Origin of the sequence: Anaerovibrio lipolyticus LB2005, from assembly GCF_000621545.1 — a bacterium.
Lineage (GTDB): Bacteria > Bacillota > Negativicutes > Selenomonadales > Selenomonadaceae > Anaerovibrio > Anaerovibrio lipolyticus_A.
In genome coordinates this window covers 163,869-182,353 of the sequence record NZ_JHYA01000004.1, presented here as the reverse complement: position 1 = coordinate 182,353, position 18,485 = coordinate 163,869, and the positions used below count along the sequence as shown (strand labels likewise).

At 45.7% G+C, this 18,485-nt stretch carries 17 protein-coding genes; all 17 read right to left on the bottom strand.

All coding sequences use genetic code 11. The features are described 5' to 3' along the window. Position 1: 1 nt before the first annotated feature. Positions 2 to 766, bottom strand: coding sequence for a glycosyltransferase family 2 protein (locus T355_RS0105215; RefSeq protein ID WP_027396831.1), 765 nt, complete (start codon positions 764 to 766; stop codon positions 2 to 4). Positions 767 to 785: 19 nt separating this feature from the next. Further along, positions 786 to 1,862: a glycosyltransferase family 4 protein gene (locus T355_RS0105210; RefSeq protein ID WP_027396830.1), complete on the bottom strand. Its 1,077-nt coding sequence runs from the start codon at positions 1,860 to 1,862 to the stop codon at positions 786 to 788. Between the two features lie 27 nt (positions 1,863 to 1,889). Beyond that, a complete protein-coding gene (locus T355_RS0105205; RefSeq protein WP_037329866.1) occupies positions 1,890 to 2,390 on the bottom strand; it encodes a D-glycero-alpha-D-manno-heptose-1,7-bisphosphate 7-phosphatase in 501 nt (166 codons plus the stop codon). An 8-nt stretch (positions 2,391 to 2,398) separates the two neighbouring features. Further along, positions 2,399 to 3,400: an ADP-glyceromanno-heptose 6-epimerase gene (gene rfaD / locus T355_RS0105200; protein ID WP_027396828.1), complete on the bottom strand. Its 1,002-nt coding sequence runs from the start codon at positions 3,398 to 3,400 to the stop codon at positions 2,399 to 2,401. A gap of 3 nt (positions 3,401 to 3,403) precedes the next feature. Further along, positions 3,404 to 4,411, bottom strand: coding sequence for a D-glycero-beta-D-manno-heptose-7-phosphate kinase (rfaE1, locus tag T355_RS0105195; RefSeq protein ID WP_027396827.1), 1,008 nt, complete (start codon positions 4,409 to 4,411; stop codon positions 3,404 to 3,406). A 15-nt stretch (positions 4,412 to 4,426) separates the two neighbouring features. After that, entirely contained in the window at positions 4,427 to 5,608 is a 1,182-nt protein-coding gene (locus T355_RS0105190; protein ID WP_027396826.1) for a glycosyltransferase family 9 protein, read from the bottom strand. 17 nt (positions 5,609 to 5,625) lie between these two features. Beyond that, positions 5,626 to 6,654, bottom strand: a complete 1,029-nt coding sequence (locus tag T355_RS0105185; protein WP_027396825.1) for a glycosyltransferase family 9 protein — start codon at positions 6,652 to 6,654, stop codon at positions 5,626 to 5,628. A 1-nt stretch (position 6,655) separates the two neighbouring features. Further along, entirely contained in the window at positions 6,656 to 7,132 is a 477-nt protein-coding gene (rfaE2, locus tag T355_RS0105180) for a D-glycero-beta-D-manno-heptose 1-phosphate adenylyltransferase (RefSeq protein WP_051555387.1), read from the bottom strand. Between the two features lie 30 nt (positions 7,133 to 7,162). Beyond that, the gene (locus T355_RS0105175) at positions 7,163 to 8,182 is read right to left on the bottom strand and encodes a bifunctional heptose 7-phosphate kinase/heptose 1-phosphate adenyltransferase (protein WP_231482985.1); all 1,020 of its coding nucleotides are present in this window, start codon (positions 8,180 to 8,182) and stop codon (positions 7,163 to 7,165) included. Continuing rightward, positions 8,176 to 9,711, bottom strand: coding sequence for a hypothetical protein (locus tag T355_RS0105170; protein WP_027396822.1), 1,536 nt, complete (start codon positions 9,709 to 9,711; stop codon positions 8,176 to 8,178). Before T355_RS0105170 ends, T355_RS0105175 begins: the two co-directional genes overlap by 7 nt. A 161-nt stretch (positions 9,712 to 9,872) precedes the next feature. Next, positions 9,873 to 10,802: a hypothetical protein gene (locus T355_RS0105165; protein ID WP_027396821.1), complete on the bottom strand. Its 930-nt coding sequence runs from the start codon at positions 10,800 to 10,802 to the stop codon at positions 9,873 to 9,875. A 406-nt stretch (positions 10,803 to 11,208) separates the two neighbouring features. Further along, entirely contained in the window at positions 11,209 to 12,528 is a 1,320-nt protein-coding gene (gene hemL, locus T355_RS0105160) for a glutamate-1-semialdehyde 2,1-aminomutase (protein WP_027396820.1), read from the bottom strand. A 236-nt stretch (positions 12,529 to 12,764) separates the two neighbouring features. Further along, positions 12,765 to 13,742, bottom strand: a complete 978-nt coding sequence (hemB, locus tag T355_RS0105155; RefSeq protein WP_027396819.1) for a porphobilinogen synthase — start codon at positions 13,740 to 13,742, stop codon at positions 12,765 to 12,767. Continuing rightward, on the bottom strand, positions 13,742 to 15,259 hold the full coding sequence (gene cobA, locus T355_RS0105150; RefSeq protein ID WP_027396818.1) for a uroporphyrinogen-III C-methyltransferase: 1,518 nt from the start codon (positions 15,257 to 15,259) through the stop codon (positions 13,742 to 13,744). The genes hemB and cobA overlap by 1 nt, the downstream gene beginning before the upstream one ends. Before the next feature lie 301 nt (positions 15,260 to 15,560). Beyond that, positions 15,561 to 16,502, bottom strand: a complete 942-nt coding sequence (gene hemC / locus T355_RS0105145) for a hydroxymethylbilane synthase (protein ID WP_027396817.1) — start codon at positions 16,500 to 16,502, stop codon at positions 15,561 to 15,563. After that, positions 16,495 to 17,787 carry a glutamyl-tRNA reductase gene (gene hemA / locus T355_RS0105140; RefSeq protein ID WP_231482984.1) on the bottom strand — a complete coding sequence of 431 codons (1,293 nt, stop codon included), beginning with the start codon at positions 17,785 to 17,787 and terminating at the stop codon, positions 16,495 to 16,497. The genes hemC and hemA overlap by 8 nt, the downstream gene beginning before the upstream one ends. After that, positions 17,750 to 18,397: a precorrin-2 dehydrogenase/sirohydrochlorin ferrochelatase family protein gene (locus T355_RS0105135; protein WP_027396815.1), complete on the bottom strand. Its 648-nt coding sequence runs from the start codon at positions 18,395 to 18,397 to the stop codon at positions 17,750 to 17,752. The genes hemA and T355_RS0105135 overlap by 38 nt, the downstream gene beginning before the upstream one ends. Between the last annotated feature and the right edge of the window lie 88 nt (positions 18,398 to 18,485).

The following is an 18,485-nucleotide window of genomic DNA, read 5'->3' as shown; positions in this document are numbered from 1 at the left end:
ATCAACTCTTCTCCCCAATACCCTTGCCTAAATAGTAGAGCTTGGTATACTTCATAAATACGCTTACACCATGACCAACGGTAAGAAACACCCCCGTCATGCCATCCATAAAGGCCCGCTGAATAAAGAATATTTTTATTACACCAAATAATGTGTGAAAAATAATATCTAAGAGTCCTGCCCTTTTTCCAGCATCATACTGCTTTTTAGCCCCCAAAGTGGTGTAGTTATTGAGCTTTCTTAGATACTGTTCCCAAGATACATAGGTATAGTGAAGCATATAGGCAGATTTGGGAAAATGCTTTTCCGGGCAATTGTAATGTACCTGTTCATGAACATATCCCGTAACAGAGGAACCTTCTTTAGGTATAAGGCGAATACCATAATCCGGAAACCAACCACAATGCCTTACCACATTGCCGCAAAAATGATTCAGCCGTGCTGTATAATAGGCATATTTTTCATTACTGCCTACAGCCTTGCTTATTTCTGTCTGCAATGCTTCTGTGATGCGCTCATCTGCATCCAAAAAGAAAATCCAATCCCCTTGGGCTTCATTTATTCCAAAGGTCTTTTGCTGGCCCCAGTTATCATCCAAAGGATGCTGGATTACTTTTGCCCCTAATGCCTCGGCAAGCTTCACAGTATTATCCGTGCTGAAGTCATCAATTACCAGCACCTCATCGGCAAAAAGGGCACTTTTTACGCAATCCTCAATATTCTTTTCTTCATTTTTGGCCAAAATCAATACGGTGAGTTTAGGCATATTTAGGAACACATCCTTATTATAGCTGTTGTTTCTTCAGCTCTATTATTTCTTCCATGTCTTGTTTTAACTGCTCTAAAAGTTTCTTACAAGACAATTCTTCCAAACGCTGTTTCCTGCCCTTGAACAGCTCTGCCAGTTTATTTTCATCCTCAAGCACATCATGGATGATGGTAGCTATATTCTTTGGTGACTTATCTTGAATCAGCACACCAGCATTCCCCAAGGTTTCCGGCACTGCAGAGCAAGCATAAGCAAAAACTGGCTTTTCAAAAATCATGCCTTCCACCAATGGCACGCAGAAGCCTTCATGCTCGCTAAGGGACAACACTCCAGCAGTAATACGGAACCAGGTACATAGCTCCTCATTGGAAATCTTCCCGGTAAAAATTACATTTTCATCCACCTTAAGCTGCTGCACCATTTTGTGAAGTTTTTTACCATAGCTTGGTTTTATATTACCAGCTAATACCAGTCGTATTTTCTCAGAAATATTCTCTTTATACCAGGCAATGGCTGCAATAGCTTCATCCAGCTTTTTATGTGGAACTCCCCGGCCCACCATTAGCAAAGTTGTAACATCATCATTGTACTTATCCAGCATTTCCTGAATAGGCTCATAATGAGTATACTTTTCCGGCTCTACAGCAATGGAAAGTTCTTTGGTGTGCTTTAAGCCAAGCTCTTCCAGCTCTTTGCGGGAGTACTCTGATGCGGCCCAGGAAAAGAATGTATTCTTTACTATCTTTTTCAGCTGACGACGGCCTTTAATACACTTCCACCAAGACCCCCAAGCATTTCCAAAGAAAAATTTTGCCGGAGTAATATTGTGATAGTACATAACAATTTTCTGAGGATATTTTGCTACCCAGTCATTAAAGGAAGTTCCAGTGGTCATATGATATATGACAATATCTTCCTTCTCCGCCTGAAAAACCTCCATTGTCTGCACAGCATCACCCAGCTGGCTGTCAACCTTGTGAGCATACATAGCCGTATCGTAGCCCAGCTCGCGAAACATGGAATCCATATTGATAAGTTGCCGGCTGGCGGCATCATCCTTTGTAAGTGCATGGGCTATCTGAATAATTTTCATTATGTATCCTCAATTCTAAATCAATAATTACTGTTTTATACCGTCCACAAGGGCCTGATAAAGATTGCCACCTATATAGCGGATTCCCTTCACTCCAGCAGTCTCAGCACATTCCACATCTCTGGCACCATCCCCTATAAGATAAGATGATTTTAGCTCAATGTTATGGTCTTTCTGAGCCTTAAAGAGCATACCTGGCTTTGGCTTACGACAATCGCAGTCTATAGCATATTCCTTCACCTTGCCAGCAGGATGGTGAGGACAATAATAAATACCGTCAAGATGGGCTCCATGCTTTGCCAAATCAGCATTCATCCAATCATAGAGCTTCATAATATCGCTTTCCGGATAAAACCCTCTGGCAACTCCGCTCTGATTAGTAATGACAATGGCCAAATAACCATTGTCATTACAATACTTTATGGCGTCTATAGCGCCCTCTATCCACTTAAAGTCTTCGATTTTGTGAAGGTAATGGACCTCTTCGTTTAGGGTACCATCACGGTCAAAAAAAACTGCCTTTTTCATAAAAATACCTATTTGCCGTATTTAAAGTAGCCGCCGGCATCAAGGAAGTCACAATATTCCTTTACAGCCTCATACATATCATAGAAGCCCTGATCGTAGCCAGCCTCCAACAGCTTGGTGGTATCAGACTCAGTATAGTTTTGATACTTGCCCTTTAATACCTCCGGGAAATCACGGTACTCAATTTTACCAGTGCCCAGTGCCTTGATTACGCTGTCAGCCACCTCATTGTAGGTATGGGCCTTGCCTGTACCGCAGTTATAAATTCCGCTTGGTCCCTTATGCTGCCAGAACCAAAGATTTACCTTTACCACGTCCTTGACGTAGATGAAGTCACGCTTCTGACCGCCATTTGGTACATCGGTACCATCACTGAACTTGCCCCAGCCTTCAAAAAGACGGCATACTCCATCATTTTTCACCTGATGATACAGCTGATAGAAAATGGAGGCCATATTTCCCTTGTGATGCTCCTGAGGACCATATACATTAAAGTACTTCAAGCCAACAATCTGGCTCTGGGTATCGGACATCACCTGACGCACATAACGGTCAAACAACAGCTTGGAATAGGCATACGGATTCAAGGCATCCTCACATTCGTCCCCCTCACGGAAGCCATTTTCTCCTGCACCATAGGTGGAGGCAGAGGAGGCATAAAGAAATGGAATCCGATGCTCCATGCAAAAATGAAGTACAGCCTTGGAATACTCATAATTGGCCTTCATCATATAGTTTACATCATACTCCATGGTATCGGAGCAGGCCCCCTCGTGGAACACTACATCCACATCAACGCCATCAAATTCCTTATTTTGAATGGCAGTGAGGAAGTCATCCTTGTGCATGTAATCTATAAACTGCAAACCACGAAGATTGCGGTAGGACTGACTCTGCTCCTTGCGGTTATTTAAATCGTCAACGATGAGTATATCACTGCGTCCCTGACGGTTAAGCTCTTTTACAATATTGCTGCCGATAAAGCCGGCACCACCGGTTACGATAATCATTTACTATTTATCCTCCTCAGACGCTATGGTCTGTAAAAGCACACCTTCAAGCTCATCCTTGCTTACGGCATAAGTACCCAGCTTACCTACAACAACACTGGCGGCCAAATTTGCAAGGTATGCGGCTTCACGAGGAATCAGACCTCCTGCGATACCCAATGCAAATACAGCTATAACAGTATCACCGGCACCAGATACATCAAAAACCTCCTGAGATTTTGTAGGAATATGAACTGTCTCCGTTGGCGTTACCATGGACATACCGCACTCAGAACGGGTAGCCAATACATTCTTAATCTTGAATTTGCTCATGATGTATGTAGCCGCCTGCTTAATGGCCTCATCACGATTCTTAATAGGCTTTTCTAAAATTTCATTGATTTCTTTTACATTTGGAGTAATGAAATCCGCATTGGTATACTTGCTCCAGTCACGTCCCTTTGGATCCACCAATACAGGCACCTGAGCGTTGTTGCACATTTCAATGACACTTTCACAAACCTCATCAGTGCAGGCTCCCTTGCCATAATCGGAGAGAATAATCGCATCCACATCATCCAGTGACTGCTCCACATAATTCAAGAGGCGGTTTGCATACAGAGGCTTCACCGGCTCTGTATCCTCAAAATCCAGACGAAGCATCTGCTGGTGGCCGCCTATAACACGTAGCTTGGTGGTAGTAGGCTCCTCACGATAAATTATTCCCTTATAGTCTATGCCACGGGAAATAAACTTATCCACCAAGGTCTGGCAATGGTAATCATCACCCACAAAACCAGCAATAGATGTTTTACAACCAAGAAGGGCCAAGTTATGGGCTACGTTGGCAGCACCACCCATGGTGTCCTTGGTGTCAACCACACGGGTAATTGGCACAGGGGCCTCCGGTGATATTCTGGTTACTTCTCCATAGTAATACTTATCCAGCATTACATCACCTACCACAAGAATATGCACCTTGGACATGCCTGAGGTGACAAATTCCTTTAATCTATCCTTATTTGTGGTCATGATACTACTTCCTCCTTACTCCGCTTTTGTTGCTTCTACGACACGGCACTGATATGCACCATATTCTCTTGGCATATTTCCCGCCTGATCTTCGTATTTTTCCAGCAGCTCCCATACGTATTTCATAACGGTTTCTACTGTAATATTCTTCATACATGCCAAATTCCTATCCCTATCATGTGGGCACTGATGAATTCCACATGGATGGCATGGTTCAGGGCTCTTTATGAGCACATCCTTGGCATCATAGGGATAAAAACCCGGCACCGGAGAGGCACCAAACATGGTAACCACTGGTACACTCTGGGAAACTCCCACATGCATTGGTCCAGAATCTGTAGTGAGCATAAGGGCACATTTTCTCAACATGGCCGCCAGCTCTGCCAAAGACAGCTTTCCAGTAAATACTTTTATAAGCTCACTGTCCTTATTTTTCATCTGGGAAATGCACTTATTAACAATTTCTGTATCCATAGGACCACCAAAGAACGCCACCCCGTAGCCCTTATCTAAAAGCTGGTCAGCACACTGGGCAAAATAACTATCAATCCATCGTTTGGTTATCCAGCTGGCACCTATATTAAAGGCCACCACCTTGGTATCATTTGGAAAGCTGTCCTGCCAAATTTTATCAGCAGAGGCGGTATCCTTTTCATCCACCCACATTTCCAGTCCGCCGTCATCAATTTTCTCAATATCCAATGATTCTTTTAAAACATTAATATGGGCATGGACCTGATGCTCCCAGCCTGGTACATACTTATATGGCGGAAACAAATGAAATGGTCCCCAGCCGATATGATGAGCCACTGAAGGGTTGTTCATTACCTTTGTAAACCACAGAGAAAATATGGGCTTGCTGTAGCCCACAATGGTTTTGGCCCCACTAAAGGCCGCCAAGGCTGATGCTCTCTCGTTGCGATGAAGATTTATTACCAGGTCATATTTTTTCTGACGAACCTTTTTAATGAATTTTACAAAGGCTGGCAATGCATTATCTGCACCCTTTTTATCTATCAATAAGCACTCATTAATCCATTTATTATGCACCACCAGATCTGCCAGCTTCTTATCCGCCAGCAGAGTTATTCTGGAATTAGGATAATTTGCTCTCAATGTTCTCAAGACCGGCGTAGCCAGCATTAAGTCACCAATATGCATAAGATTAATGACCAGAATATTGTTGTAGTTCCTCATAGATACTTTTTATACCTTTACTTGTCATTTTTTAGCAGTGCCAACAGCTTCTTTTCAACCTCATCTGGGTGAATCACTGACAGGCACTCCAGTCCCTTAGGACAAGCCCTTTTCCAGCAATACTTGCATGGACGGTTGGCCTCAATAGCATTTTCCAGCTGTCCATAAGGACCATTACGGTTAGCATCTGTAGGCCCCATCACCATGACCGTTGGCTTTCCAAGGCCTGCAGAGAGGTGAACCGGTCCAGTATCGCCACCAACTACAGCTTGAGACTGTTGAATAATATAGGCAAGCTGCTTTAAGGAGGTTTTACCCACTAAATTAATCGGTGGAATTTCTGCCGCAGCTTCAATATCTGCCGCCAATGTGCTGTCCAAAACACCACCACCGATAATAACTGGAATAATTTTCATCCCATAAAGCCAGTCAGACAGCTGGGCATAGTATCTGGTTGGCCAACGCTTATTGGGCCAGTTGGCTCCCACAGCCAGCACCACATAGGGATTCTCCATACGTGCTCCCGCCTGCTGCATAGCTCCTTCAGCCCCTATACGGTCACGCTCTGTAATCTCCATGGGAAATACCACATTTTCCACTTTACACCCCAGAGCCCTGACCACGTCCAGATAACGCTCCACAATGTGACCATTGGAATTAGGACCAACTACCGGGCGACTTATTTTATGGGACATTTCCCGCATGTTGCAGGTGCCAAGACGAAGACGGGCCTTGGCATTCCAAACTATAGCAGCAGACTTAAAGAGGCCCTGTAAATCCAAGGAAGCATCATAACGATCTGCCCTGATTATCTTTGAAAAAGGTCCGTAATTTTTTAAAAAGCCCTTAAAGGACTTAAATTTCTTCTTTTCAAAAACAATAATCTTGTCTATATATGGGTTATCCTTTAATAAATCGTAAGCCGGTGGCTCCACTACCCAGGTAATTTTTGCATCCGGATATGTCTCCTTAATGGCGTAGGACACCGGCAGGGCGTGAATCACATCACCAATGGCACTAAGCTTTACTACAAGAACACTTTTTATATTAGCCATTGCTGTCACCTGCCTGAATTTTATTGATGATATTGGTGGTGGAACGACCCTCAACGAGAGTTACCAGCTCCACCTCACCGCCGTAGCCCTTTACTATTTGCCCCTCCGGCAATGTCTCCAAGGTATAATCTCCACCCTTTACATAAACATCTGGATGGACCTTGGTAATAAGTGACTCAGCTGTAGGCTCGTCGAAAAATACTACATAATCCACGCACCCCAAGGCATCTGCCACCTCTGCCCTGTCCTCCTGACAGTTAATAGGCCGGGTAGGCCCCTTAATGCGCCTTACGGAGGCATCACTATTAAGGCCCAGCACCAAACAGTCCCCAAAGGAGCGGGCTTTTTTTAAATATCTTACATGTCCTGCATGAAGAATATCGAAGCAGCCATTGGTAAATACCACTTTCTGTCCGCCCTCCCGCAGGACCTTACAAAATTCTGCTATTTTTGAACCATCTATAAGCATAATAAATACCTTAAAGCAGGGGAATACCCCTTACATATGTTTAGTAATATAATCTCTAAGCTCTTTGGCACTTACGGTGGAAGTACCCATTTTTCTTACGGCAATCCCGGAAGCTATATTTGACAAGGTTGCTGCCGTCAATGGCTCCACGCCTGCTGCCAAGGCCAATATAACTGTAGCTACACAGGTATCACCAGCACCAGAAACATCAAAAACCTCGCTCTTATCGGAAACTGGGATATTTTCTACACTACCATCAACCATGAACAGAGTCATGCCCTGTTCACCGCGAGTAATAAGAACTCCCCTAGCTTCCATTTTTTGCAGAAGCTCTTTGCCAGCTTCCATAAGCTCTTCCTCATTATTTAGGGTCCTGCCAACAGCTGCAGCTAACTCCGCATCATTCTGCTTAATATAGTCCACAGTTTTAAAGCGGAGAATATCATAGCGGGAATCCACAATTGTGGGAATATCATTCTGGTGACAATAATCGAAAATCTGATTTTTTAGCTTTTCCGTAATAGTGCCACTACCATAATCGCTGAGAACTACCCCCTTAACCTTCGGCAGAACCTCAGCCAAATACTGAGACAGCTCAGCCTCATGTTCTGAGGACATGGGTTCCTTGGACTCCTTGTCAATGCGCACAATTTGCTGGCTAACAGTAGTCCTCCCCCCGGCAATGACCCTTGTTTTAGAGATAGTGTCTCTTGTGACATCTTTTATAAAACCAGCCACATCCACCCCACGTCCTTCAAGTATTTCCGTAAGGCCCTTGGCTCCGTTGTCATCTCCTAATAATCCTGCAGCGTGGACCTTGCCCCCAAGGGTTGCAGCGTTATTTACCACATTAGCGGCACCTCCGGCCACCACCTTTTCTGAAGCCTGCTCCAATACCAATACTGGAGCCTCTCTGGAAATGCGGGAAATAGTACCATCGAGGTAAATATCAGCAATCATATCACCGATTATCAGAACCTCGGAGCCCTGGATTTTTTCTATTACATTTATTAATTTAGCCTTTTCCATCATTGGCTCCTTAATTACCATGGATTAAACTGCAGAGTAAAGTTTACCTGATGTCTCTTTACACGATAGCGGGAAATAAGTTGCAGACAGTGGAATTCATGGAACCAGTAAAGGTCCATGTCTGCCAGGGATCTATCATTCACATCAAATGCGCTTCCTACTAAAACCCTGTCATGGTCGCTAAACTTATAGCTAAAGCCAGTAGCGAACTTACGAGAATAGCTGTCCAAATCATAATCGAAAAGGGAATTCTTGGTGTTTGCCTGGGAATAACTCCACCTTGCGTAGTATGACCAACGGTCATCCACATCACGTCTCAAAAGAGCCGTATAGCCGAAACCTCTGACACTGGATCTATTAGTAGACTCATTGGTTATGGAGTAACTGGTACTCAAATCAAGTCGATGGTTACCACCCAAATTAATAGTATTGTGACTTAAGGAGATTCCATAGTAAGTATGCATACTGTGAATATTGTTTTGATTCCAACGACCACGTTCATAATTGAGGCCTAAGCTTAATGGTAAATCACCTAATGGTATTGATTTTTCATAGGTAAATGAAGGTTCCTTCTTTACCCACTTATTGTTAGAGCTTTCAAAATAACCATACAAAACTTTAAAGGTTCCCAGTCTGGTGGCATAAACCAAATCTGCATGACTGCGGAAGCCATGCTTACCTGTGTACTTAACCTCCGAATCAATATATAGCCGTTTAGCTAAATTATAACGGAAGTCCTTGCTAATCCACCAGCCATCATCATTTGTATAACCCACCTTAGGCAAGTCAGTCTGGTCATCCTCTTGATCCAATCTAAAGGTCCGCTTCTTGGTGGAATAAACTGGCACATGTCCCAGCCAGAATTTCAAATCATAACATATCATCTTGTCCCCGGGATAAACCTCAATCTTAGAGGCAGATGTATGATAATCAGGATTTATGGCGGAACACTTGGTCATGGTGCCATCATAAACAATGATTTTATCAGGATACATCTCGATGCGCTTGCCCTTAATGTACTCATGGTCAATCTTGCCACTGGCATCTTCCATACTGCCGATCTTTTTACCATAGTTATACTGGATTTTATAGCCATCCATAACAATTTTGGCCTGTCCCGGAGTCATCTGAACCATGTGTCCCTTACCAGGCACATTAACCTCAGTATTTTGTATATTACCGTTGACCTCTTCAGTCTGAAAACGCTGGGCATCCAAGAAGGTAATATTAACTTGTCCTATGGCATAAAAATCACCATTACGCTGATCATAAAAAAGCTCGTCACCTTCCATTGCCACCGGAACATTCTTGGTAGGATCCAATGGGTCCCGTAGATTTTTTCGCATTTCAAAAGCATCATGCACTAGTTGTTTCTGCTCATCGGTAATGGCATTTTCTCTGGCGGAGCGTTTATTGTTTTCCAGATAATCCAGTACATCCGCATTTGTATCAGTACTGGCATTATATTTGGATGCGTCTGCTACTTGAGGCAAAACCAAGCTAACAGCCATCAATCCGGCACACAACAATGCCTTGGTATTTCTCTTCATCAAATGTATCCCCTATCTATAAATGGGCACAGTTGCCCTTAATTGCATACATACTCTACTATATGATACTCCATTTAACCATATAACACAAGAAAGCCCCTTCCGATAATAATAATTTATCGGAAGAGGCTCTATGAATATTTTAGCTTTTCAATACTAAATCAGAACTGCTCGGCGCTGGTGGTTGGAATAGCGTATATTGAACAATCCTTTTCGGTCTGAAGATACATCTCAGTGCCTTCAGGGAGATTTATATTCTTACCCTTTACAAAGGCACCACCAATGATACCGATAGGTCCAAGAATGATCATGCCGGCCAGGCTGGCACCGGCTGCCATGCCCATCTGTTCCATGTTTTCCTTGGCTTCCTCGCCCAAGGTCATGTCAATCTTAGTGCCGTCAACAGCCTCCATGTCCTTAAAATCAATGTTTATCTTGGCATCACGGCCAAAGTTTTGAGCCTGGGAAACATCGGTAACTACACCTTCACCCAAGGCACCGGCAGTTATAAGAAGCATATCATTTTCGATAACATCCTCGGCTGCCTTGAACTTAATAATGTCACCCTTTTTCAATTCCTTAGCATTAATTGGAGTTACCAGAGAAATCTTTACCAAGGTGTTGGCTGGTACATTCACTTGACTTAACGGAATAGTGGTGCTGCCAAAGGCAAAGGTTGCCAGTCCTTCGATACGCTTCTTGATGGAAGCATCAGAATTCTTGCCATTAATCTGCAGCTCCATATCGCTGATGCGCTTCTGGATAGGGTCTGCACTTACCTTGTGGGAAATGGTCCACTCCAAAGCGTTGAGCTGGGTAATAAGGGATGGACTGGAAGAATTATCAAAGGTGGTGTCGTACAGGTTATTGATGCGGTTCATCATACCACCGCTGGTGTTGCTGCACTCGTAATCCTTTTCCAGCTTTTTAATTCGTTCTACGATGGCACCGGTCTGCTCCTGACCGTAGGTAATGGTTTCCACAGCTCCCAGCTTGCCGTTGGCGGTGTTTGGAACCTCTGCTGCTGCCGTGCCCAGAGAAGATACCAGGAACACACCGCTTAAAAAGATACTGAATAATTTCTTAAGCATTTCAAAATCCTCCTACATTCAGTGGTAAATGTATATTATGATTGCTTTCAAGAACGGCAGGATAATACTGTGTTTCACAACTAAAATAAAGCGGTGAAACTTTTTCGGCTTCATCCCTCCGTCCAAATCATCATGCACTGAGTTTTATTGACTTCTTCGATGGCGACACAGTCGCACATACATCGAGGCATTCAATTATTTCGTGCCCATGATGAGCCTCCGGCGGGTGGACTCCAGTCTTGCAGGCGAAAAAATTCCCCCACTCCTAAAAATGTTCAACACAGTATCCCCCTGCCTCTCTTATACAATGGTAACATTTAAATCTGATTAAAATATGAATAAAATTGGATTATAGCTTTTCGATAGGGGCAATTGCTTGCTGAAAGCAATGTCACTATCGGAATGATTATTTTAGAAACTCTGCAACCTTTTTAAGGGCTACTCCTGCAGCTTCGATGGTTTTATCGATGTCTTCATCGGTGTGGGCACCGGACATGAACAGGGTTTCAAACTGGGATGGGGCCAGATAGATGCCCTGCTCCAGCATGGCCTTGAACCACACCTTGAAGGCCTCCTGATTGGAAGCAGCTGAGGTTTCGTAATCCACTACTTCCTTGTCGTTAAAGAAGAAACCAAACATGGAGCCCGCCTGCTGAACCTGAAGTGTTACACCGGCTTCTTTTGCCTTCTGAGCAATGCCCAGTACCAGTTTCTTGGTCTTGATGGTGAGAACACGGCTGTAATCTGGTTCTCCCGGCTCTGGCTCCTCAGTGATTATCTTAAGTGTTTCCAAGCCAGCTGTCATGGCCAATGGGTTTCCGGAAAGGGTACCCGCCTGATATACAGGACCAGCCGGAGCTATATGATTCATAATATCACGGCGACCGCCATAGGCTGCTACTGGAAGACCACCGCCAATAATCTTGCCAAGACAAGTAAGATCAGGGGTAACGGCATAGGCCTTTTGGGCGCCGCCCAGGGATGCTCTGAAGCCGCACATTACTTCATCGAAAATCAGCAACGATCCAGTTTCCTTGGTGAGCTTTCTCAGAAGGTCAAGATATCCTGGCTTTGGCAGTACCAAGCCCATATTGCCAGCCACTGGCTCCACAATAACCGCTGCAATCTCATTCCCACTCTTTTTCATAACCTCAGTAAAGGCTTCAAAATCGTTATATGGAATGGTAATGGTGTCGTTGGCAGTACCAGGAGTAACACCAGGGCTATCTGGAACGCCAAAGGTAGCCAAACCAGAACCAGCCTTAACCAAAAGGCTGTCACTATGGCCGTGATAGCAGCCGATAAACTTCAAAATTTTGTTGCGTCCGGTGAATCCACGGGCCAGACGCAATGCACTCATAGTGGCCTCGGTGCCGGAGTTAACCATGCGAATAACCTCAATGGAAGGATATACCTCCATTACCAGCTTGGCCAGCTCACTTTCAATAAGGGTAGGAGCTCCGTAGCTGGTGCCACGGGTGGCTGCCTCCTGCAAGGCCTTTACCACCTGAGGATGAGCATGGCCTACCACCATTGGGCCCCATGAGCCCACATAATCTATATATTCATTGCCGTCAATATCGTAAATATGGGAGCCCTCAGCTCTCTCGATAAAGGGAGGGTTGCAGTCCACATTTCTATAGGAACGGACAGGGCTGTTTACACCGCCGGGCATTAAGGTCTTCGCTTCTTCAAAGGCTGCGGCAGATTTCTCTAAATTAAGCATATTATAATCCTTTCCTGTTAAATATAATTGCTTTCAGTACAGTAAGGATAATGCTGTGTTTCACGACGTCCCGGCACTAAAACTTTTGATTGCTCTTATATAGCGGCAAAAATCATAACTCGCTCCGCTCAAACATAATGATTTTTCCCACTATAATCAAGGTATAGCACTAAAAAGTTTCTTAACGTACCGTGACTAATTGTTCAACACATCATCACCCTTACTTGTCTCATGTTTTACCTCTCCATAAGCCACTTGGCGGCGTCAATTGCATGATAGGTAATAATAATATCGGCACCGGCCCGTTTCATGCTGGTAAGGGTTTCCAGCACAATGCGCTTTTCGTCAATCCAGCCATTGGCGGCAGCTGCCTTCACCATGGCATATTCGCCACTTACATTGTAGCAGGCCACTGGCAAATTAATGCGGTCACGAACCTTGGAAATAATATCCATGTAGGCAAGAGCAGGCTTCACCATAATAATATCAGCACCCTCAGCCAGATCCAGCTCTACTTCCTTCATGGCCTCACGGCTGTTGGCAGGGTCCATCTGATAAGCACGACGATCGCCAAACTGTGGTGCAGAATCCGCTGCATCACGGAATGGGCCGTAATAACCAGAAGCATATTTTACTGCATAGGACATGATGGATACGTTGATAAAACCATTTTCGTCCAGTGCTTCACGAATGGCTGCCACGCGACCATCCATCATATCTGATGGGGCGATAATATCTGCGCCGGCCTGGGCCTGGCTTACAGCCACCTTTTGGAGGAGCTTCAATGTAGCATCATTATCCACATAATGGCCACAAAGCTGACCGCAATGACCATGGCTGGTGTACTGGCAAAGGCATACATCGCCGATAATAACCAGCTCTGGCACTGCTTCCTTGATAGCCTTAATGGCCCGCTGAACCGGGGAATTCATATCCCAGGCACTGGAGCCAATTTCGTCCTTGTATTCTGGAAGTCCGAATACCTCCACGGAAGGAATACCCAGCTCATAAATCTCCTTGGCCAGCTTCACTGCCAAATCCACAGTATAGCGGTAGCATCCTGGCATACTGGAAATTTCTTCCTTTTTGTTTTCCCCTGGGATAACAAACATTGGGTAAACAAAATCCTTGGCAGAGAGGTTAGTCTCTCTAACCATGGCACGAACATTTTCACTGATACGCATACGACGAGGGCGCAGCTTCTGCTCAATCATCAAAATGCCTCCTTCAGGGCCTCCACAAGGCCGTCAATAGTATATTCCTTGGCCTCAACACTTACAGTAAGGCCATTTTTCTTCATGGTTTCGGCGGTAATCGGACCGATGGCTCCCAGCTTCACCTTGTTAAGAAGAGCCGTATCTCCCTCAAGCAGCTTGAGGAAGTTGGTTACAGTAGAAGAGCTGGTGAAGGTTACGGCATCAATATTGCCTGCGGACAGTTCCTTCTTGATTTCCTCAGCATCTCCGTCTCCCATAACCGTCTCATAGGCTGGAACCACATCCACCTCCGCCCCGACTTTTCTAAGGGCCTCTGGAAGGATTTCCCTTGCCTCTGCAGCTCTAGGAATGAGTACCTTTGTGCCCTCTTTAATCTCGCCCTTAAGGGCATCAATAATTCCCTCCGCCTGATAGCGATCTGGTACTACATCAGCCACCAGACCATGGGCCTTCAATGCATCTGCTGTGGCAGAGCCTATAGCACAAATTTTGGCACTCGCCAGTGCTCTGGCATCCTTACCAGCCTTATCAAGACGCTGCCAGAAGTGCTCTACACCATTGGCAGAGGTGAGAATAAGCCAGTTATATTTATCAAGGCTCTCAATAGCCTTGTCCAAAGCCTTGTAATCATCTGATGGGGCCTTAATGGAAATAGCAGGGGCCTCCATGCACTCTGCCCCTAACTCCTCCAGCTGGAAGGTTAGCTTGGAAGCCTGAGACCGGGAACGGGTCACCAGAATCTTCTTGCCAAAGAGTGGCTTCATTGCCACATTGTCAAACCACGCCAAATCCTTCCGCAGATTTACCACATCACCCACAAGGAAAATGCATGGTGGCTTAATGGCTTCACGCTTAGCCATATCCGTCGCATCATCCAGGGTGCTGGTCCACACCTGCTGCTTCAGCTTGGTACCCCAACGGATAATGGCAATAGGTGTAGATGCTGGTCTGCCGTTTTCAATGAGCTTTGAAGTAATCTTAGGCAGGTTGGCCACACCCATGAGGAATACGAGAGTGTCAGTGGCCTTGGCCAGCTGTGGCCAGTTAATGTCAGAGGTTTCCTTGGTAGGGTCCTCGTGGCCGGTGATTACGGAAAAGGATGCTGCTACGCCCCGATGGGTAACAGGGATGCCCGCATAGGCCGGTACAGAAATGGCTGATGTAACCCCTGGTACCACTTCAAAGGGCAGATTGTTTTCCTTCAGAAGCAGGGCTTCTTCGCCACCACGGCCAAAGACAAATGGGTCGCCGCCCTTAAGACGTACTACTGTCTTGCCCTCCTTGGCCAAATCCACCAGAAGCTGACATATTTTGTCCTGGGTCATGGTGTGCTGGCTGGAGGCCTTGCCCACATAGATGTATTCTGCATCCTTTGGGGCATACTGAAGGATGCGTGGGTCTGCCAGGCGGTCATATACAACGGTATCGGCTATTTTAAGGCAATCCACTGCCTTTATGGTTAAGAGGCGATAGTCTCCGGGACCGGCGCCAACGAGAAATACTTTTCCTGCCATATTGTTCTCCTTATGTTATCTCCTTAATATTGGCAGATAACAGTTGCCTATCGCAAGAACAGGTCACTAAAAATATTTTTTACTATTATTGGAATAGCGATAAAAATTATAACTCGCTACGCTCAAACAAATAATTTTTATCACTAATGCAGGTATGTAAAAAATATTTTCTTAACGCGACCTGTTCAACCGCGCTAGTCAACTGTCATTTGCCACTTCATGTACTATAATTATCACTTAATAAAGCGGGGGAAATTTTTCGCATGAAGCCGAAAAAGTTTCACCGCTTCTTTTATCTTTATTACAGCTCTATACCTAACTCTGCAAGAACTGTTCGGCCGCCGGCTTCCAGAAGTCGGTCTGCCAGCTGCTGTCCCAAAGCTTCTGCATCTGTTGGCTGGCCCATGATGTGGTCTCTGTAGACCTTGCTGCCGTCAAGAGAGGCTATAACCCCCTCCACATTGAGGACACCATCATCCATGGTGCCATATACGCCCACAGGAACCTGACAGCCACCTTGAACTCGGTTTAAGAAGGACCGCTCGGCCTTGGTGCAGGTCAGTGTGTCATCATCGTTAAGGAAAGCCACCAGTTCATTGACTTCTTTGTCATCAGCCCTTGACTCCACAGCCAAGGCCCCCTGGCCCACTGCTGGGAGACAAACCTTCTTGTCCAGCACATCGGTAATTCGGCTGCCAAAGCCCAGACGCTTCAGCCCAGCCGCTGCCAGAATGATGCCATCGAAGTTTTCCTCCTCCAGCTTTTTCAGACGGGTATTCACATTTCCCCGTAAATCACAAATGGTAAGGTCCGGCCTTGCACTTAGGAGCTGGGCCTTTCTTCTGAGGCTGGAGGTACCGATTTTGGCCCCCTTAGGCAGCTCGCTGAACAGCTTATATTTAGGACTTACCAGTACATCTCCCGGGTCCTCACGCTGGGTAACTGCAGTTATTTTCAGTCCCTCAGGCACCTCCACGGGCATATCCTTCAGACTATGTACTGCTATATCAATATCACCATTAAGCATGGCCGTTTCCAGTTCTTTGGTAAAAAGTCCCTTACCACCGATTTTAGCCAATGGGGCATCAAGAATTTTATCCCCCTTGGTGGTCATAAGCACCCTTTCCACCACCAGACCCGGATACTGTTTTCTCAGTCTGTCTGCAATGTAATCCGCCTGCCACAGGGCCAACTGGCTGCTGCGGGTGCCGATTACGATTTTTTCTTTTTTATTGTCACTCATCTATGGATTCCTCCTGCAGCTTAAACAGCTTGCGGATGGCAAATTTCAGCACTCTTTCCCGCGAGGTGCCTGCTGTATTATTAACCATGCGCATAGGATCCCGAAGCATCTTGCGCACTATCATGTGGGTCATTTTATCAACAACCTTGTATTCTTCCTCTGTGAGCTCCGGCAGCTTCCGCATGGCTCTCTTCAGCTCCCGCTCCCGAATAAATTCTGCCTTGTCCGTAAGCTGAGCCATAACTGGCTGCATGGAAAGGTAGTTAAACCGCTCCAAGAGAGCGTCCACCTCTTCCTGAATTATGCGCTGGGCCCTGACGGCTTCACGCTGTCGCTCGTGGAGATTGTCGTCTACTACAGCCTCCAGGTCGTCAATGTTATAGAGCTTCACCCCCGCAAGACAGCCTACATCGGGCTCCACATCACGAGGCACGGCAATATCTATAAGCATCAGTGGCTTCCCCTGACGGGCCGCCATCACATGGACCATTTCCCGCTTGTAAATGACATAATGGGGAGCACCGGTGGAGGTGATAATTATATCCACCTTGTCCAACAGTTCAAACACATCATTCAGGTCCACAGCTGTGCCACCGTACTTATCCGCCAGCTGCTCTGCCCTTTCAATATGGCGATTGGCCACATAGAGATTCTTCAGACCATGGCTCATAAGGTGGGTGGCTGTAAGCTCCGCCATTTTTCCCGCACCAAAGAGCAGAACACTGCTATTGGAAAAATCTCCAAAGGTGCCCTTTGCCAGCTCTACTGCCGCATAGCTGACAGATACTGCATTAAAGGCAATTCTGGTTTCGGTGCGCACTCTTTTGCCCGCAGCAATGGCCCTATTGAACATAAGATTCAAAATAGTACCAGTGGCCCCTGCAGTCTGGGCAATGGCATAAGCATGCTTCACCTGGCTGAGAATCTGTCCCTCACCAATAACCAGAGAATCAAGGCTGGCGGTAACCCGCAGCAAATGCTCTATGCAGTCCTCATCCTCATATTTATAGGTGTAGCGATGGAAAAACTCCTGGGAGCATTCCGTTTTGTTCAGATCCCCCCAAAAGCTGGCCAAGGCGTTGCTGCATCCCCGGCTAACCACCGCATATATCTCACTACGATTGCAGGTGGAAAGGACCACGGCCTCGTGGAGATGCTCATATTTATATAGTTTTTTTAAGCCCTCCCGGATAGTCTCCGGGGACAGGCTGAATTTTTCCCGCACTTCTACGGGGGCTGTTCTGTGGTTAAGACCCAGCGCGATTAATTGCATTCCTGATTTCATTTTCCGCCCTATCCAAATCCTGATTGTAAATTAGTTCTATTATTTCTGGTGTCAGTGCCTGACGCCAAATTTTCTGTCGTTGTTGTGATGTGGCAGCCTTGTCCTCATTTTTTCCATGGATAAGCTCCTGACGTATGCTGTCAATAAAATCTGCCATTTCCCCAAATCCATGATGATACCGCTTTTCCAGATCTTGTCTGAGCAATCGGGTATAGGCGGGACTGGCCCCCTCACTAGACACGGTAAATTGAATCCTTCCCCGATTTACCACGCCGGGAACCGTAAAATCGCAAAGCTCCGGCTCACTGGCCACATTCACCAGAATGCCGGCCGCCTTGGCATCCATTGCCGCCTGACGGTTCACAGCTCCATTATCCGTGGCACAAAAGACACAAAAAAAACCTTCCAGCAAATCCTTACTGTAAGTCTCCTGTTTCCATGTAATTTTATTCTCCCGGGCCCAGTCTTGAATTTCACTGTCCGCCTCAGGGGATATAACCGTTATCTGGGCGTTATTTTCCAGCAGCCTGCCTATCTTTCTGCAGGCCACCTTACCGCCACCCACCACGGCACATTTTCTGTTATCAAGCTTCAAATTGATTGGATACATTTTATCCTCTTCAAAAAGCAATTAAATGAATCATATTCATCTTTATAATTATACACCACTCACGGGCAAATTAAAAGAGCCACAGCAG

Coding starts and splice junctions, on each gene's coding strand:
- T355_RS0105165 (WP_027396821.1), bottom strand. CDS start 10,802: ATGCTTAAGAAATTATTCAGTATCTTTTTAAGCGGTGTGTTCCTGGTA.
- hemC (WP_027396817.1), bottom strand. CDS start 16,502: ATGAGTGACAATAAAAAAGAAAAAATCGTAATCGGCACCCGCAGCAGC.
- T355_RS0105210 (WP_027396830.1), bottom strand. CDS start 1,862: ATGAAAATTATTCAGATAGCCCATGCACTTACAAAGGATGATGCCGCC.
- T355_RS0105135 (WP_027396815.1), bottom strand. CDS start 18,397: ATGTATCCAATCAATTTGAAGCTTGATAACAGAAAATGTGCCGTGGTG.
- rfaD (WP_027396828.1), bottom strand. CDS start 3,400: ATGATTATCGTAACCGGTGGTGCCGGCTTTATCGGCAGCAATATTGTA.
- T355_RS0105170 (WP_027396822.1), bottom strand. CDS start 9,711: ATGAAGAGAAATACCAAGGCATTGTTGTGTGCCGGATTGATGGCTGTT.
- T355_RS0105215 (WP_027396831.1), bottom strand. CDS start 766: ATGCCTAAACTCACCGTATTGATTTTGGCCAAAAATGAAGAAAAGAAT.
- hemB (WP_027396819.1), bottom strand. CDS start 13,742: ATGATTGAGCAGAAGCTGCGCCCTCGTCGTATGCGTATCAGTGAAAAT.
- T355_RS0105190 (WP_027396826.1), bottom strand. CDS start 5,608: ATGAGGAACTACAACAATATTCTGGTCATTAATCTTATGCATATTGGT.
- hemA (WP_231482984.1), bottom strand. CDS start 17,787: ATGAAATCAGGAATGCAATTAATCGCGCTGGGTCTTAACCACAGAACA.
- cobA (WP_027396818.1), bottom strand. CDS start 15,259: ATGGCAGGAAAAGTATTTCTCGTTGGCGCCGGTCCCGGAGACTATCGC.
- rfaE2 (WP_051555387.1), bottom strand. CDS start 7,132: ATGCTTATAGATGGTTCAAAAATAGCAGAATTTTGTAAGGTCCTGCGG.
- T355_RS0105205 (WP_037329866.1), bottom strand. CDS start 2,390: ATGAAAAAGGCAGTTTTTTTTGACCGTGATGGTACCCTAAACGAAGAG.
- hemL (WP_027396820.1), bottom strand. CDS start 12,528: ATGCTTAATTTAGAGAAATCTGCCGCAGCCTTTGAAGAAGCGAAGACC.
- T355_RS0105175 (WP_231482985.1), bottom strand. CDS start 8,182: ATGGTAATTAAGGAGCCAATGATGGAAAAGGCTAAATTAATAAATGTA.
- rfaE1 (WP_027396827.1), bottom strand. CDS start 4,411: ATGACCACAAATAAGGATAGATTAAAGGAATTTGTCACCTCAGGCATG.